This window comes from Knoellia sinensis KCTC 19936 (assembly GCF_000768705.1).
Taxonomy (GTDB): Bacteria; Actinomycetota; Actinomycetes; order Actinomycetales; family Dermatophilaceae; genus Knoellia; species Knoellia sinensis.
Genome location: NZ_AVPJ01000005.1, coordinates 165,772 through 181,234, shown reverse-complemented (window position 1 = coordinate 181,234; position 15,463 = coordinate 165,772). Strand labels below are relative to the sequence as shown.

Here is a 15,463-nt window from a genome sequence, read left to right as displayed (position 1 = left end):
CTTGACGCTAGTCAGCGCGGCTACTGTGGCCGGATGGTAAATGTTGCCAACGATCTCGGCGCCGAGCGCCAGCAGTTGCCAGCCGATGCGGGCGGCGAAGCGACCGTCGAGTCGCTGCAACGCGTCGTCGACCATCAGGCCGAGCTGCTGCAGCGCGAGGACGAGGTCAACCGGATCCTCGTGCAGACCGTGCTGGCAGGCGGCTCGCTGGCTGATCTGTGCGAAGCGCTCGTGGGGTTGTTCGAGGGGGTCGCCCTGGTGACGACCAGCGACGGTCGTGTCGTCGCGACGGCCGGGGCCGAGGACGCCGTCGCCACCGTCATGGGACTGGACTGCTTCGACCGCACCGGGCGGCTCATCGTCGAGGACGAGCCGGTCGGCAAACGTGATCCGGGCGACGGCCCGCGCTCGGAGCGCACGATGGTCCGGATCGTCGCCGGGACGTCCGACCACGGGCTGCTGGCGGTGTTCACGCCCGGACGGGTTCTGACGACGACCGACGTGCACGGCCTGCAGCGCGCTGCCGCCGTGGCCGCCCTGGCCATCACCAAGGAGCAGGCCGTGGCGGCGGTGGAGGGCAAGTACCGCGCGGAGTTCCTGCGCGACGCCCTGGTGGGTCGAGCCGGTGGCCCGGCAGAGGCCGCGGCTCATGCCGCCTCGCTGGGGTGGGACCTCGACCGGCGCATGGTCGTAGTCGTGGCCGAGACGGACGAGGACGACGACCACACGACGCGCGAGACCGACGAACTGCGTTCTCTTCAGGAGCGATTCGTGCGGGCCTGGGTTCAGGCCGTGCGCACGCGGGAGCCCAAGGCACCGGTCGCCGGGTTCTCGCAGGAGGTCGTGGCGCTCGTGCCTGCCCCCTATGGCGGCGAAGGCGAGCAGGACGCCGTCATGCGATCGGTCGGCGAGATCGTCAAGGTCGTCCGAGGCGATGGCGGCGGCGGTCGCCGCACCTTCTCCACAGGGGTCTCGCGGCCGGTCGAATCCGTCGCGGACATCCCCCGGGCCTATGGCGAGGCCCTGCGAGCCGTGGCCGTGGGGCGGCAGATGCAGGGCGAGTCGGCGGTGATGCACTTCGACGGACTCGGCATCTATCGGTTGCTGTCGCTCGTGCCCGACACCGCGGACCTGCGGGCGTTCGTCGACGAGGCTCTGGGGCCGCTGGCGACGGACGACCAGACCTCCCATGCCGACCTGCGCCAGACCCTCCAGGTCCTGCTGGACACCAACCTCAACGTCGCCGAGACGGCGCGCATCCTGTTCTTCCACTACAACACGCTGCGATACCGCATCACCAAGCTCGAGCAGATGCTCGGGCCGTTCACGACCGACCCGCAGTTGCGTCTCACGCTCGCCCTGGCGCTGCGGATCCGGCAGATGCGCGGCGTCTGACCAGCTCCTGGGGTCTTGCGTCCCGAACCGAGGAATTCGGTGAGTTCGGGACGGAGGTGAGCGCACGGCATACGGGCTGGTCGTTCGCGCCTGTCCCCAACCGTCCAATTGGGTGACTTCGGGACGGAAGGTGAGCGCACGGCATACGGGCTGGTCGTTCGCGTGTGCCGAACCGTCCAATTGGGTGAGTTCGGGACGGGAGGTGAGCGCACGGCATACGGGCTGGTCGTTCGCGTGTGCCGAACCGTCCAATTGGGTGAGTTCGGGACGGGGAATGGGTGGTGGCACGGATGGTCGGTCCGCGCCGTCGGCACCAGAGTGACGCCATGTCGACTCGACCCCCGCCGGGCCGCCCGTGACGGCCACGCCCGCGGTGCTTGCGATCGCCGTCTTCGTCGCGACCTACTTCCTCATCGCCACGGAGCGGGTCCACCGCGTGGCGGCAGCCGTGGGCGGGGTCGCCCTGATGGCCATCCTGGGTCTGGTCGACACCGAGACCGCGTTCTATTCGGAGCGCAGCGGCATCGACTGGAATGTCATCTTCCTGCTCTTCGGGATGATGATCGTCGTCTCGATCCTCAAGCAGACGGGGCTGTTCGACTACCTCGCGGTGTGGGCGGGGCAGCGGTCGCGCGGGCGACCGTTCCGGCTGATGGCGCTGCTCATGACCGTCACGGCGGCGGCCTCCGCGCTGCTCGACAACGTCACCACCGTGCTGCTCATGGCACCGGTGGCTCTCATGGTCTGTCGGCGCCTCGACCTCGACCCGATTCCCTACCTCATCACGCTCGCTTTTGCCTCGAACGTCGGTGGCGCCGCCACCCTCATCGGCGACCCACCGAACATCATCATCGCGAGCCGAGCAGACCTGTCGTTCAACGACTTCCTCGTCCACATGACGCCGATCGCCATCCTCCTGCAGGTGCTGCTGCTCGGCCTCTCGTGGCTGCTGTTCCGCCGCCGACTGGACTACGGCGCCGACCACGCCGATGCCGTCGCGGACCTCTCCCCCAAGGACGAGATCCGAGACTGGCCCATGCTCCGCAAATGCCTCATCGTGTTGGCGCTCATCATGATCGGCTTCTCGCTGCACTCGGTGCTGCACGTGCAGCCGTCGCTCATCGCCCTGCTCGGCGCGTGGCTCATGGTCCTCGTCACGGGCGCCAACCCGGCGCAGTTCCTCGAGGAGGTGGAGTGGCCCACGCTGGCGTTCTTCATGGCCCTGTTCGTCCTCGTGGGCGGGTTGGTGGAGACCGGCGTGATCGGGGCGCTCGGTGAGGCTGCCGTGGAGGCGACGGGCGATCGGAGCTTCCTCGCCGCGACGGCCCTCCTGTTCGGGTCGGCGGTTCTCGGTGCGTTCGTCGACAACATCCGTACACGACCGCGATGGCACCAGTGGTCCAGGACCTCGTGGCGTCGCTGCCCGCCGGCGAGGGCGAACCGTTGTGGTGGGCGTTCGCCCTCGGTGCCGACCTCGGCGGCAACACGACGGCGGTGGCGGCCGGTGCCAACGTCGTGATCATCGGCATCGCGGCACGCAACGGGACGCCCGTGTCCTTCTGGGAGTTCACCCGCTACGGGGTTGTCGTCACGGCCATGACGCTCGTCGTCTCGTGGGTCTATGTCTGGCTGCGCTACTTCGCGTTCTGACCGTTCGTCTCACCCTTCCCCCGCCGCGGCGCCCGTGCCACGCTGGAGATCCGCGCACTCACGGATTGCGTCCGGACCGGCGCATCGCCATCGCGCGTCAGGATCGAGGAGGGGACCACATGAGCATCGACATCCAGCAACCCCGGGCATACGACATCGTCGGCGACACCGTCCAGATCGCCGGCGTCGCCGGGGAAGCATTCGAGGCGAACTTCAGCTATCGGATCACCGAGGGCCACGATGAGGTGACCGGAAGTTTCATGGCCGGGGACGGCGCAGGAGGCCATGGGCAGTTCCAGGTCGAGGTCGACGTGTCAGGCGCCGCCTTCGTCCGCGAGCGCGTCTTCGTCGAGGTCTTCCACGTCTCGGCCAACGACGGGAGCGAGCTCGACCGCGTCGTCGTCCCGGCGCTGCTGGGTGGGCAGATCGTGCCCGGCTACACGGCCTACCTCGAGCACGTCGTCCAGCCCGGCGAGACCCTGTGGGCCATCGCGACACAGCACTACGGCAGCGGGAGCCTCTATCACCGGTTGGTCGCCGCCAACCCGGTCACGATCTCCGACCCGGACGTCATCCACCCGGGTGACGTCGTGCGGGTGCCGCGCGCCTGACGCCAGCCCTCACGGCTCGACGAGGCCAGCGCGAATCGCATAGCGCGTCAGCTGGGTCCGGTCCCGCATCCCCAGCTTGGCGAGGATGTTCGACCGGTGTCGCTCGACGGTCTTGAGGCTGATCGTCAGCGCCTCGGCGATCTCGCTCGACGGGTGGCCTTCGGCGATGAGTTTGATGACCTCGTTCTCCCGCGGGGTGAGTCCGCCGGCCTGCGCCCGCTCACCCCGGCGCACCCGCTCGAGGTAGTTGCGGACCAGCGTGCTCGTCACCCCCGGATAGAGGAACGACTCGCCGCGCATCGCCGCGCGGCACGCCTCGACGAGGTCCTGGTCGGCGACCGACTTGAGCACATAGCCGGAGGCGCCGGCCTTGAGCGACTCGAAGAAGTACTGCTCGTTGTCATACATCGACAGCATGAGGATGGCCGGAGCGTCCCGTCGGCGACTGATCTCGCGGGCAGCCTGCAGTCCCGTCATCCGGGGCATGGCGACGTCGAGCACGGCGAGGTCCACCTCCTGCTCCCGGACGAGGCTCGCGGCCTCCGCACCGTCTGCCGCCTGGGCGACGACCTCGAGGTCGGGTTCGGCGTCGAGGATGAGTTTGACGCCTTGCCGCACCAGAGCGTGGTCCTCGGCGAGGAGGATGCGGATCCGTGGCGTCGCGGTCATGTGGCCGCCTTTGCGGGGACGACAAGGCGCACTTCGGTGCCGCCTTCCGGTCGGGGACGGACCGTGAGATCCGCACCGACCAGCCGCGCACGTTCCTTCATGCCTCGTATGCCGGTGCCTTCCGTTCGTCCCCTCACTCCCCTGCCGTTGTCCGCGACGAGGAGGGCAACGGCATCGCCCTGCCGGGTCAAGGAGAGGTAGGCGGTGTCGGCTTCCGAGTGGCGTGCGACGTTGGTCATGGCTTCCTGGGCGACGCGATAGATCACGAGCTCGGCCTCGGGACTGAGGTCGGGCAGGCCCTGGGCGAGGCCTCGTTGGACGTGGATCCCGCTGTGGGTGGACAGCTCCGTCGCCGTTGCGGACAGGGCGCTGAGCAGGCCCAGGTCCTCCAACACGCTGGGCCGCAGTCGCCTCGCGACCCCGCGGACCTCCTCGAGGCTGCCGCGGGCTGCGTCCTGCACGAGGATCAGGTCGCTGCGGATGTCGTCGGGAGCCCTGTCGACGGCACGCTTGAGGCCGAGCAGCATGGCGGTCAGGCCCTGACCCACCTCGTCGTGCAGTTCGCGGGCGATGCGTTGACGTTCGGCCTCCTGAGCGGCGAGCGCGCGGGCGGTGCTCGCGTCGCGCTCGGCCTCGAGCCGCTCGAGCATCGCGTTGAACGACTCGACCAGGTCGGCGGCGGCGCCGTTGCCGGTCTCCGGCAGTCGCTCGCCGGGCTTCTCGAGGTCCACTCGCTCCATGAGACGGGCGGCTCGATCGAGCGGGACGAGGGTGGACCGCAGCAGGAGGGCGTTGAGGACGACGATCGTGACGAGGCCGATGGCCAGGACGACCGCCTCCGAGGCGAGGACCCGGGCCGACACGGTCACGGGCGCGAGCGCCAGGGCGAGCGTGCCCAACACGAAGACCGCCGCGTTGATGACGATGACCCGCCAATAGAGCGGCATGCGCCACAGAAGCCTCATCAACCCACTCTGTCGCATCCACCACACCAGAGTCCACGAACGCCGACACCCACCCACCGCTCCCGACCCTCGACTTTGCGCCCCAATGGGACGCGGCGAGCGCAGCGAGGCACATCCCATTGGGGCACAAAGTCGCGGATGTGGGTGGTAGCCCCGATTCCGCCTCCTCCCCCGTCGCGGCAGGCTGATGGGGCGGCGGGAGCGAGCCCGCGAGGTCCTCCCGCCGCGCCAACTGTCGTCCGGCGGGAGGAGTGTCTCGTGGAGGCCCTCGTCCCGTGGCTGGCCGTCCCGGCAGCGGTCCTGCTCGTGGGAGCCCTTGCCGCAGTACGCGTCATCGATGAGCACCACCGCGCGGTGGTGACCCGGCTCGGCGTCACCCATCGCGTCGTCGGACCAGGCGTGGTGCTCCACATCCCTGTCGTCGAGCGGATCACCTCGGTGTCCCTGCGCCCCAACCACCTCATGCTGGCCGTCCCCGCCCTCACCCGGGACGGCGTCGCGGTGCACGTCACCGGGACAGCGAACTGGGCGATCCTCGAACCCGCGCTGGCCACGGACGCCGAACCCGATGCCGCCTCCGTCGTCGGGTGCGAACTCGAGGACGCCCTGACCCGAGCCATTTCCCGTCTCCACGTGGCTGACGTCCTCCCCGCCCGAGAGGGGCTCGAGTCGGCCGTGCCGGAGGAGGTGAACGAGACGACCGCAGCCTGGGGGATCCGGGTCGTGACGCTCGAGCTGAGCGACTTCGAGACCCGGCTGACACCCGCGCTCCTCGACAGCGTCCGGCCCGGCCACCGCGAGACGGACGCAGGGGCCACCCATGAACGCCGCTGACCTCAATGTCGTCGTCCTCGCGACCACACTCGTCCTCCTGCTCGGCGTGGCAGCCGTGCGGATCTCCAGCCGCGTGGGTCTGCCGAGCCTCCTGCTCTACCTCGCCATCGGCCTCGCCCTCGGGGAGTCCGGCCTTGGGCTGGGATTCGAGGACCTCAATCTGACGATGATCCTCGGCTCCCTCGCCCTCGCGGTCATCCTCGCGGAGGGAGGCTTCTCCACGGACTGGGCAGTGGTCCGACCGGTCGCCGCCCTGTCGTTCGTGCTGGCCACGGTCGCCGTGGCGATCAGCGTGGGGGTCACCGCCTCGTTGGTCTACCTCATCCTCGACGTCAACGTCCGGACCGCCCTGCTCCTCGGCGCGGTCGCGTCGTCCACGGACGCTGCCGCCGTCTTCTCCGTCCTTCGGGCGATGCCCCTGCAGCGCCGACTGCGCGCCGCGCTGGAAGCCGAATCCGGGTTCAACGACCCGCCGGTCATCATCCTCGTCACCGTCGTCGCCTCGGATGCATGGGACGAGTCCGGCGTCGTGAGCATCGGCTCGGCGATGCTCGTCCAGCTCGTCGTCGGTGCAGGTGTGGGCCTCGTCGTGGCCCGGGTCGGCCAGTGGGTCCTCGCCCGCAGCGCCCTCCCCTCCGCCGGGCTCTACCCACTCGCCACCATCGCCTTCGCGATGCTCGCCTTCGCCGTGGCCGGCGTTGCTGGGGGCAGCCCCTTCCTCGCGGTCTATGTCGCGGGTCTGTGGCTGGGCAACGCGACCCTGCCGCACCACAGGGCGACGACGGGCTTCGCCGAAGGACTGGCGTGGCTGGCGCAGATCGGACTCTTCATCATGCTCGGCCTGCTCGCATCCCCGAGCCGGCTCGTCGACGCGATCATCCCCGCCCTCGTCGTGGGGACGACCCTGACCTTCATCGCGCGTCCGATCTCGGTCGCCCTGTGCGCCACGCCCTTCCGCGTCCCCTGGCGAGAACAGGTGTTCATGTCGTGGGCCGGCCTGCGCGGCGCGGTCCCCATCGTGCTGGCCACGATCCCCATGACGCGGGGGCTGCCCGCGGCCGACCGGATCTTCGACGTCGTCTTCCTGCTCGTCGTCTTCTTCACGCTCGTGCAGGGACCGACGCTCCCGGGCCTCGCCCGACGACTCGGCGTGACCGAATCCGAAGCAACACGTGAGGTGGAGATCGACGCGGCCCCGCTCGAGGACATGGACGCGAGCCTCCTCCAGTTCGACCTGCCGCCGGAGTCCCGGCTCGGGGGCGTCGCGATCTTCGAGATCCGTCTCCCGAAGGAGAGCGTCGTCAGCATGATCGTGCGCGACGGGCGCATCTTCGTCCCGCACGACACCACGGTCCTGCGTCACGGTGACCGGTTGCTGCTGGCCACCTCGAACTCGAAGCGCGAACTGACCGAACGTCGCCTCCGGGCCGTGAGCAGGGGTGGCCGCCTCGCCCAGTGGCACGGCGAGCCCGGGGACCTCGTACCGACCCCGCCCCCGAAGCCGACAAGGGAGCAGCCCCAGCGCAACGGTTCGCCCAGGGCCATGCCTCCGAAAGCCCTGCCTGCTCAGCCCACTCAGCCCGCGTCCAACTCAGTCCGCACCACTCATCGCGTCCCCAACCGTCCAATTGGGTGACTTCGGCACGGGAGGTGAGCGGACGGCATACGCAGTCGTCGGTCGCCGAGGTTCGCCTGGTCGCTCGTTCGCGTCCCCAACCGTCCAATTGGGTGACTTCGGGACGGCAGGTGAGCGGACGGCATACGCAGTCGTCGGTCGCCGAGGTTCGCCTGGTCGCTCGTTCGCGTCCCCAACCGTCCAATTGGGTGACTTCGGGACGGCAGGTGAGCGGACGGCATACGCAGTCGTCGGTCGCCGAGGTTCGCCTGGTCGCTCGTTCGCGTCCCCAACCGTCCAATTGGGTGACTTCGGGACGGCAGGTGAGCGGACGGCATACGCAGTCGTCGGTCGCCGAGGTTCGCCTGGTCGCTCGTTCGCGTCCCCAACCGTCCAATTGGGTGACTTCGGGACGGAAGGTGAGCGGACGGCATACGGAGTCGTCGTCGTTCGCCGAGGTTCGCCTGGTCGCTCGAACGCGTCCCCAACCGTCCAATTGGGTGAGTTCGGGACGGAAGGAGGACGAGTTGGGGGCGTTTGGCACCATCACGCACCCCGCTGGTGCCACGATGACGCATGTGACGGATGTGTGACGTGGGACACGGCGACTTGCCAGTGGCCGTGCCGTTCCCCTGTCACAGATTGACGAATGTCCCCGTGGACGCGGCAACTAGCGTCCTCATATCCACGATGACGTGAGGTCCTGCGCGGCATCCCACTGAGGAAGGTAGGCACATGGCTCTGGGTCTTGGTTGGAAGGTCAAGGAGGGCGCGCTCGGCCTCGACGAGGTCGTCGCCCCGGACGAGCGGCTCGACTGGGGCCGTACCGTCGGCCTCGGTGCGCAGCACGTCGTCGCGATGTTCGGCGCCACGTTCGTCTTCCCGCTCATCATGGGCCTCAACCCGCAGCTGGCGATCATGATGAGCGGTATCGCGACGATCGCGTTCCTGCTCATCGTCCAGGGCCGGGTCCCGAGCTACCTCGGCACGTCCGCCGCGTTCGTCGGTGGTGTCGCCGCCATCCGCGCGCAGGGCGGCGACTCCGCCGAGGTCACCGGCGCGATCCTCGTCTCCGGTCTCGTCCTCGCCCTCGTCGGCCTGGCCATCCACTTCCTCGGCTCGAGCGTCCTGCACAAGGTGCTGCCGCCCGTCGTCACCGGCGCCGTCGTCATGCTCATCGGGTTCAACCTCGCACCGGTCGTCGCCAACATCTACTGGCCGCAGGACCAGTGGGTCGCGCTCGCCACGATGCTCTTCACGATCGTGTGCGCGGTGGCGTTCAAGGGCTTCATCAGCCGCATCGCGATCTTCCTCGCGCTGATCTTCGGCACCGCGCTGTCGTGGATCCTCGACAAGACCGCCGGTCCGATCACGTCCGTGCTGGGTGGCGCGACCGAGGCGACCGAGCACCTGCGTTGGAACACTGCCGGCATCGGTGAGGCCGCGTGGTTCGGCTTCCCGGCCGAGACGATCTTCAACGCCGACGGCACAGAGGTCCCCGGCTGGCACGCCCCGAGCTTCTCCACCGCCGCGATCCTCCTCGTGCTCCCCGCCGTCATCGCCCTCATCGCCGAGAACACCGGCCACGTCAAGGCCGTCGCCGAGATGACCGGCGCCGACCTCGACAAGGACATGGGCCGCGCGATCGGCGCCGACGGCGTCGGCACGATGATCGCCTCGTCCGTCGGCGGCTCGCCCACGACGACCTACGCCGAGAACATCGGCGTCATGGCCGCCACGCGCGTCTACTCGACCGCTGCCTACTACGTCGCCGCGATCGTCGCGATCCTCTTCGGCCTCTCCCCCAAGTTCGGGGCGCTCGTCGCCTCCGTCCCCGGTGGTGTGCTCGGCGGCATCACGGTCGTCCTCTACGGCATGATCGGCCTGCTCGGCGCCAAGATCTGGAAGGAGAACGGCGTCGACTTCGCGAACCCGATCAACCTCGTCCCGGTCTCCGCGGGCATCATCATCGGCGTCGGTGACGTCAAGATGCAGCTCAGCGACGACTTCATCCTGAGCGGCATCGCCCTCGGCACGATCGTCGCCATCGGCGCCTACCACCTCGCTCGCGCCATCGCCCCCGCCGACCTGCGCGACCGCGCCGATGGCGACGGCGGACCCGGTGGCACGGCCATCGCCACCGGCGACCGTGTGTATGGCGACGAGGACGGCATCGACGACCTCTACCAGGACAAGCGCTGACCCGCGCCCTCCCGAGGAGCTGACCCCCCGACGTGAAGCCTGCCCCGTTCGTCCACCACTCGCCCCGCACGCTCGACGAAGCCGTCGCGATGCTCGGGGACGTGGGTCACGACGGCAAGGTTCTCGCCGGGGGGCAGAGCCTCATCCCCGTCCTCAACATGCGGCTCGCGCAGCCAGCACACCTCGTCGACATCAATCGCGTCGCCGGCCTGGACACCGTGACCGTCTCCGACGACGTCGTCAGAGTCGGTGCCACCGTCCGGCACGCGTCCCTCGAGAAGAACACCGAGGCGTATGCCGTCCTCCCCCTTCTGCGTCAAGCGCTCCGCAACGTGGCCCATCCGGCCATCCGCAACCGCGGCACGACCGTGGGCTCCATCGCCCACGCCGACGCAGCCGGCGAGATGCCCTCGATCGCAGTGCTCACCGGCGCCGTGATCGAGGTCGTCGGACCGGCAGGTCGACGCGAGGTCGCCGCCGCTGACTTCTTCGAAGGGCCGCTGATGACCGTGCTCGAGGCGGATGAGCTGGTCGAGGCGGTGCGGTTCGGGCGCTTCGCCGAGGGGACCCGCACGGCGTTCCTCGAGTCGGCTCGCCGACACGGTGACTACGCCCTCGCCGGCGTGGGGGTCGCCGTCGACGTCGAGGGGCAGGGAGGTGACGCGGTCGTGAGAGGTGCGCGTGCGGCATACGTCTCGGTCACGGATGTGCCGGTCGTGGTGGATCTGACGGAAGCCGTTGCAGGACAGCCCTTCTCATCCGCGTGGGACGGTGTGGAGGATCTCGTGCAGGCAGGGATCGCCCCCGAGGCCGACATCCACGCGAGCAGCGAATACCGCCGCGCGCTGGCCGCGGAGCTCACCCGACGAGCCCTCACGACCGCACTGAGTGAGGTGGCGTCATGAGCACGAGTTCCGAGGTCACCGTCGACGTGACGCTCCGCGTCAACGGGGTCGAGCACACGCGCACCGTCGAACCACGCCGACTCCTGTCGGACTTCCTACGCCACGACCTGCGCCTCACTGGCACGCACGTCGGCTGCGAGCACGGGGTGTGCGGAGCCTGCACGGTCCTCGTCGACGGCGACCCGATGCGTTCGTGCCTGATGTTCGCCGTGTCGGCACAGGAGCACGAGATCACGACCACCGAAGGGCTCGGCACTCAAGACGCGATGGGTCCGGTCCAACAGGCCTTCGTCGAGTGCCACGGCCTCCAATGCGGCTTCTGCACGCCAGGATTCGTCACGACCATCACGGCCTTCATCGAGGAGAACCCCGACCCGACCATCGACGAGGCGCGCGAGGCGATCTCGGGGAACCTGTGCCGCTGCACCGGCTACCAGAACATCTGCAAGGCCGTCCTGCGCGCCGCCGAGATCAAGCGCGAAGGCACCGAGGGAGCAATGGCGGCGGAGCCGGGTGAGCCCGTATGACGACGCGCCAGTTCGGCTCGCCGGTGCTTCGCAAGGAGGACCCGCGCCTCGTCACGGGCAACGGGCGCTACCTCGACGACCTCGGCCACGACGCGTGGGAGGCGGCGTTCGTGCGCAGCCCACACGCCCACGCCCGCATCACCGACATCGACGTCGACGGGGCGGTGGAGGTCGAGGGCGTCATTGCCGTCTATACCCACGAGGACCTCGACGGACCTGCGGGCGACCGCCTGCCCCTGCTCATCCCGCACCCGAGCATCGAAGCCGGCCGCACCGGCTACGCCCTCGCCAAGGACGAGGTCAACCACGTCGGTGAGGCGATCGTCATGGTCGTCGCGCGCGACCGCTACATCGCCGAGGACGCGGCCCAGCGCATCGTCGTGAGCTATGACCACCTGCCGCCGGTCGTGGGCATCGAGAAGTCCCGCGACGGTGCCGAACTCGTCCACGACGACGCCCCCGGCAACGTCGCGGCCCACCTGCTCCAGGAGGTCGGCAACGTCGAAGCCGCCATGGCCAAGGCTCCGCGTACTCTCACGCTCGACCTCGAGATCGAACGCAGCGCGTGCATGCCGATGGAGGGCAAAGGCGTTCTCGCGCAATGGGACTCGGACGAGCAGCGCATGCGGATCCACTCATCCACCCAGACCTCCACCGGGGTGCGGGCCGCCGTCGCCGCCAAGCTCCAACTGCCCCTCGCGCAGGTCGAGTGCATCGCCCCCGACGTCGGCGGCGGATTCGGCGTCAAGATCATGCACCCGTGGCCCGAGGAGGTACTCGTCCCCTGGGCTGCCCGCCGGCTCAACCACGACGTCAAGTGGACCGAGGACCGCCGCGAGCACTTCACGTCGAGCGCCCACGAGCGCGGGCAGCTCCAGCAGGTCACCGTCGGGTTCGACGACGACGGCCGCCTCCTCGCCCTCGACGTGAAGTTCTGGCACGACAACGGCGCCTACCTCCCCTACGGCGTGATCGTCCCGATCATCACCGCGACCCAGTTGCTCGGGCCCTACAAGCCGCAGAACTACCGCGTTGAGTTCTGGTCGCTCTACACCAACACCGTTCTCGTGACGCCCTACCGAGGGGCCGGTCGCCCCCAGGGCTGCTTCGCCATGGAGCGCACCATGGACGCCATCGCGGCCGAGCTCGGCATCGACCGCACCGAGGTCCGGTCCCGCAACTTCATCCAGCCCGAGGAGATGCCCTACGACCAAGGGCTCCTCTTCCAGGACGGTCGGCCGCTCAAGTACGACTCCGGCGACTTCCCCGCAAGCCTCGCGAAGCTCAAGGCGCTGGTGGGCTGGGACGACTTCACGGTATACAAGGAAGAAGCCGAGGCGCAGGGACGCAAGGTCGGCCTCGGTATCGGCTGTTATGTCGAGGGCACCGGCGTCGGCCCCTACGAGGGCGGCCACGTCCACGTCGAGACGAGCGGTCGCGTCAACGTCGCCACCGGCCTCACGACCCAGGGACAGGGTCACCAGACGATCCTCGCCCAGATCGTCGCCGACGAGCTCGGCGTCTCCATCGACGACGTCCACGTCACCACGGGTGACACACGACGAATGCCGTATGCCGTGGGGACCTTTGCGTCCCGCGGCGCCGTCATGAGCGGCAATGCGGTGGCACTGGCCGCGAGAGCGGTGCGCGCCAAGGCGTTGCGCATCGCCGCCGACGCGCTCGAAGTCGCCGAGGAGGACCTGCAGATCGAGGACGGGACGATCAGCGTCAAGGGCGCACCCCACGCCTCGATCGCACTGTCGACCGTCGCCGTCATGTCGAACCCATTGCGCTACGCCTTCGACGAATCCGCCAAGGCCGCAACGCAATTCGCGGGCGCGTTCGATCCGGACAAGCCGCCAGTCGCCGACGACGACGAGCCCGGCCTCGAGGGCAAGGACTTCTACTCCCCCACCCAAGCGACGTTCGCCAACGGGATGCACGCCGCCATCGTCGAGACCGACCCGATCACCGCGGAGATCAAGATCCTGCGCTACTGCGTCATTCACGACTGCGGCACGGTCGTGAACCCGATGATCGTCGAGGGCCAGGTCCATGGAGGAGTCGCGCAGGGTGTCGGCGGGGCGCTGTATGAGCGGATGGAGTACGACGAGACCGGGCAGCTCCTCAATGCCTCGTTCATGGACTTCCTCATCCCCTATGCGTCCGAGGTGCCGCACATCGAGACCGACCACCTCGAGACTCCCTCGCCGCTGAATCCGTTGGGAGTCAAGGGTGCTGGCGAGGCCGGCACGATCCCGGTGTCGGCTGTCATCGCGTCGGCGATCGAAGACGCCGAGGGCTTCCCGATCCGGTCCATGCCCATCAGCCCCAACGAACTGTGGGACCTCCGCCGCCACCAAGCCGCGAACCCTCGCTCCACGAACCCTCGCTCCAGCACCACCCAGGAGTCCGCATGAAGATCACCGGCACCGCAACGATGAACGCCTCCCCGGAGCAGGTGTGGAAGGCAGTCCACGATCCCGCCGTCCTCGCCCGCAGCGTTCCGGGCTGCCAGTCGCTGCGCGAACTGTCGCCCGGTCGCTACGCCATGACCGTCATGGCGGGAGTCGCGGCGATCAAGGGCTCCTACGAGGGGGAGGTGGCGATCACCGATGTCACCGAGCCGACCGCCTTCACCATGAAGGCCGACGGCGCCGGCGCCCCCGGCACGATCTCGACCACCGTCGACGTGGCGCTGGCTCCGGGCGATGGTGGCGGGACCGCCATCAGCTACGAGGCCGACGCGGTCGTTGGGGGCCCGGTCGGCGGCGTGGGCCAGCGGATGCTCGCCGGGGTCGCGCGCAAGATGGCCGGCCAGATGTTCCAGGCCCTCGACGCCGACATCGCCGGCGACTCCCGGCCCGAACTCACCCCATCGTCTGCTCCGGCGCGTACCGAAGTCACCCAATTGGACGGTTCCGCACGGGACGACGCTGCGGCGGGCGGACGGCATACCGGCGTGTCCCGTACCGAACTCACCCAATTGGGCAGCTCTGAACGCGTGTATGCCGGGTCCGCCGGTTCCGCCGCTGGTGGCGGTTCCAGCGGACCGGGCTTCGTCCCCGGTGCCCTCTTCGGAGCCGCCATCGCCCTCGCCGGCGTCGTCGTCGGCTGGCTCGTCGGAGGCCGCTGATGCGCCCCCTGACCGCGGCCGCCATCCAGATCGGCCCCGCGCGCGGGTCGTTGACGCCCCAGGTCGTCGACGCCAACATCAACCGCTCTCTCGACATGATCCGGCGCTGTGTGGCCGCGACAGGGGCAGACCTCGTCGTGCTGCCCGAGTCGGTGACCACCGGGTTCACGCCGGACTGCTCGGTCGAGATGCTCTGGGACCTCGTGAGCGAGCTGCCCGGGACGATGACCGAGCCGTTCCAGGAGCTGGCGCGCGAGCTCCGGATCGTGCTGTGCTTCGGCACCTACGAGCGCGGCGCCGAGCGGGGGACCGTCCACAACGCGTCCGTGCTCATCAACACCAACGGCGAGGTGCTCGGGGTCTATCGCAAGACACACCCCTTCACCAGCGAGTCGGTCGCCGGGGGCGGGTGGGTCACGCCCGGGGACACGGTCACGGTGTGCGACACCGCTCTTGGGCGCATCGGGATGATCATCTGCTTTGACGGCGACTACCCCGAACTGTCACGCATCCAGGCTGTGCAGGGTGCCGAGATCATCTGCCGACCGTCGGCGCTCCTGCGGTCCGCGGACATCTGGGAGCTCACGTCACGAGCGCGCGCCTACGACAACCATGTCTTCGTCATCGGTGCCAACGCGACGGGGATCGACCCGGCGGGCGTCATCTATTTCGGCAACAGCCACATCGTCACGCCGAATGCGACGGTCCTCGCCAAGGCTGCCTCGCACGAAGGGTGGGTGTCCGCCCGGCTCGACCCCGAGACGGCCCTGTCGTCGCTCACTCCCGGCTCGAACATCCGCCAGGGCTTCGACCACCTGCGCGACCGCAACCTCGACCTCATCCGGCGCCACCGCGAGGACCTCGAGTCCCCGGCGAAGACGTCCTTCCCGCATGGTCGCCCCCGCCCCGACCACAAACCCGAAGGCGACTGACCCGCCTCAACTTTTGCTCCCT

14 protein-coding genes are annotated in these 15,463 nt (G+C 69.1%); 12 read left to right on the top strand and 2 right to left on the bottom strand.

Annotated elements, in window-relative coordinates; all coding sequences use genetic code 11:
- The first annotated feature begins 33 nt into the window (after positions 1–33).
- The 4 genes from N802_RS08855 to N802_RS08845 all read left to right on the top strand — a co-directional run bounded on the left by N802_RS08855 (position 34) and on the right by N802_RS08845 (position 3,656).
- Positions 34–1,395, top strand: a complete 1,362-nt coding sequence (locus N802_RS08855; RefSeq protein WP_084072049.1) for a PucR family transcriptional regulator — start codon at positions 34–36, stop codon at positions 1,393–1,395.
- 355 nt (positions 1,396–1,750) lie between these two features.
- Entirely contained in the window at positions 1,751–2,914 is a 1,164-nt protein-coding gene (locus N802_RS08850; protein WP_245613885.1) for an ArsB/NhaD family transporter, read from the top strand.
- A complete protein-coding gene (locus tag N802_RS20820) occupies positions 2,890–3,045 on the top strand; it encodes a hypothetical protein (RefSeq protein WP_245613884.1) in 156 nt (51 codons plus the stop codon). Before N802_RS08850 ends, N802_RS20820 begins: the two co-directional genes overlap by 25 nt.
- 119 nt (positions 3,046–3,164) lie before the next feature.
- Positions 3,165–3,656: a Gmad2 immunoglobulin-like domain-containing protein gene (locus N802_RS08845; RefSeq protein ID WP_035914874.1), complete on the top strand. Its 492-nt coding sequence runs from the start codon at positions 3,165–3,167 to the stop codon at positions 3,654–3,656.
- A gap of 9 nt (positions 3,657–3,665) precedes the next feature.
- On the opposite strand, the gene N802_RS08840 is transcribed toward N802_RS08845, so the two are convergent.
- Together N802_RS08840 and N802_RS08835 are read right to left on the bottom strand one after the other, a co-directional pair.
- Positions 3,666–4,325, bottom strand: coding sequence for a response regulator (locus N802_RS08840; RefSeq protein WP_035914871.1), 660 nt, complete (start codon positions 4,323–4,325; stop codon positions 3,666–3,668).
- Entirely contained in the window at positions 4,322–5,290 is a 969-nt protein-coding gene (locus N802_RS08835; RefSeq protein ID WP_211254367.1) for a sensor histidine kinase, read from the bottom strand. The genes N802_RS08840 and N802_RS08835 overlap by 4 nt, the downstream gene beginning before the upstream one ends.
- Positions 5,291–5,548: 258 nt before the next feature.
- Here N802_RS08835 and N802_RS08830 point away from each other — a divergent pair, with 258 nt between their 5' ends.
- The 8 genes from N802_RS08830 to N802_RS08795 all read left to right on the top strand — a co-directional run bounded on the left by N802_RS08830 (position 5,549) and on the right by N802_RS08795 (position 15,441).
- Positions 5,549–6,124 (top strand): SPFH domain-containing protein, encoded by a 576-nt coding sequence (locus N802_RS08830; protein WP_035914866.1) that lies wholly within the window; start codon positions 5,549–5,551, stop codon positions 6,122–6,124.
- Positions 6,111–7,760, top strand: coding sequence for a potassium/proton antiporter (locus tag N802_RS08825; protein ID WP_084072046.1), 1,650 nt, complete (start codon positions 6,111–6,113; stop codon positions 7,758–7,760). The genes N802_RS08830 and N802_RS08825 overlap by 14 nt, the downstream gene beginning before the upstream one ends.
- Positions 7,761–8,474: 714 nt before the next feature.
- Positions 8,475–9,941 (top strand): uracil-xanthine permease family protein, encoded by a 1,467-nt coding sequence (locus N802_RS08820; protein WP_035914862.1) that lies wholly within the window; start codon positions 8,475–8,477, stop codon positions 9,939–9,941.
- 32 nt (positions 9,942–9,973) lie between these two features.
- Positions 9,974–10,846 carry an FAD binding domain-containing protein gene (locus N802_RS08815; protein WP_035914858.1) on the top strand — a complete coding sequence of 291 codons (873 nt, stop codon included), beginning with the start codon at positions 9,974–9,976 and terminating at the stop codon, positions 10,844–10,846.
- On the top strand, positions 10,843–11,373 hold the full coding sequence (locus tag N802_RS08810; RefSeq protein WP_035914854.1) for a (2Fe-2S)-binding protein: 531 nt from the start codon (positions 10,843–10,845) through the stop codon (positions 11,371–11,373). Before N802_RS08815 ends, N802_RS08810 begins: the two co-directional genes overlap by 4 nt.
- The gene (cutA, locus tag N802_RS08805) at positions 11,370–13,793 is read left to right on the top strand and encodes an aerobic carbon-monoxide dehydrogenase large subunit (RefSeq protein ID WP_035914852.1); all 2,424 of its coding nucleotides are present in this window, start codon (positions 11,370–11,372) and stop codon (positions 13,791–13,793) included. The genes N802_RS08810 and cutA overlap by 4 nt, the downstream gene beginning before the upstream one ends.
- Positions 13,790–14,509 (top strand): SRPBCC family protein, encoded by a 720-nt coding sequence (locus N802_RS08800; protein WP_035914850.1) that lies wholly within the window; start codon positions 13,790–13,792, stop codon positions 14,507–14,509. The genes cutA and N802_RS08800 overlap by 4 nt, the downstream gene beginning before the upstream one ends.
- On the top strand, positions 14,509–15,441 hold the full coding sequence (locus N802_RS08795) for a carbon-nitrogen hydrolase family protein (protein WP_035914849.1): 933 nt from the start codon (positions 14,509–14,511) through the stop codon (positions 15,439–15,441). The genes N802_RS08800 and N802_RS08795 overlap by 1 nt, the downstream gene beginning before the upstream one ends.
- The last annotated feature ends 22 nt before the right edge of the window (positions 15,442–15,463 follow it).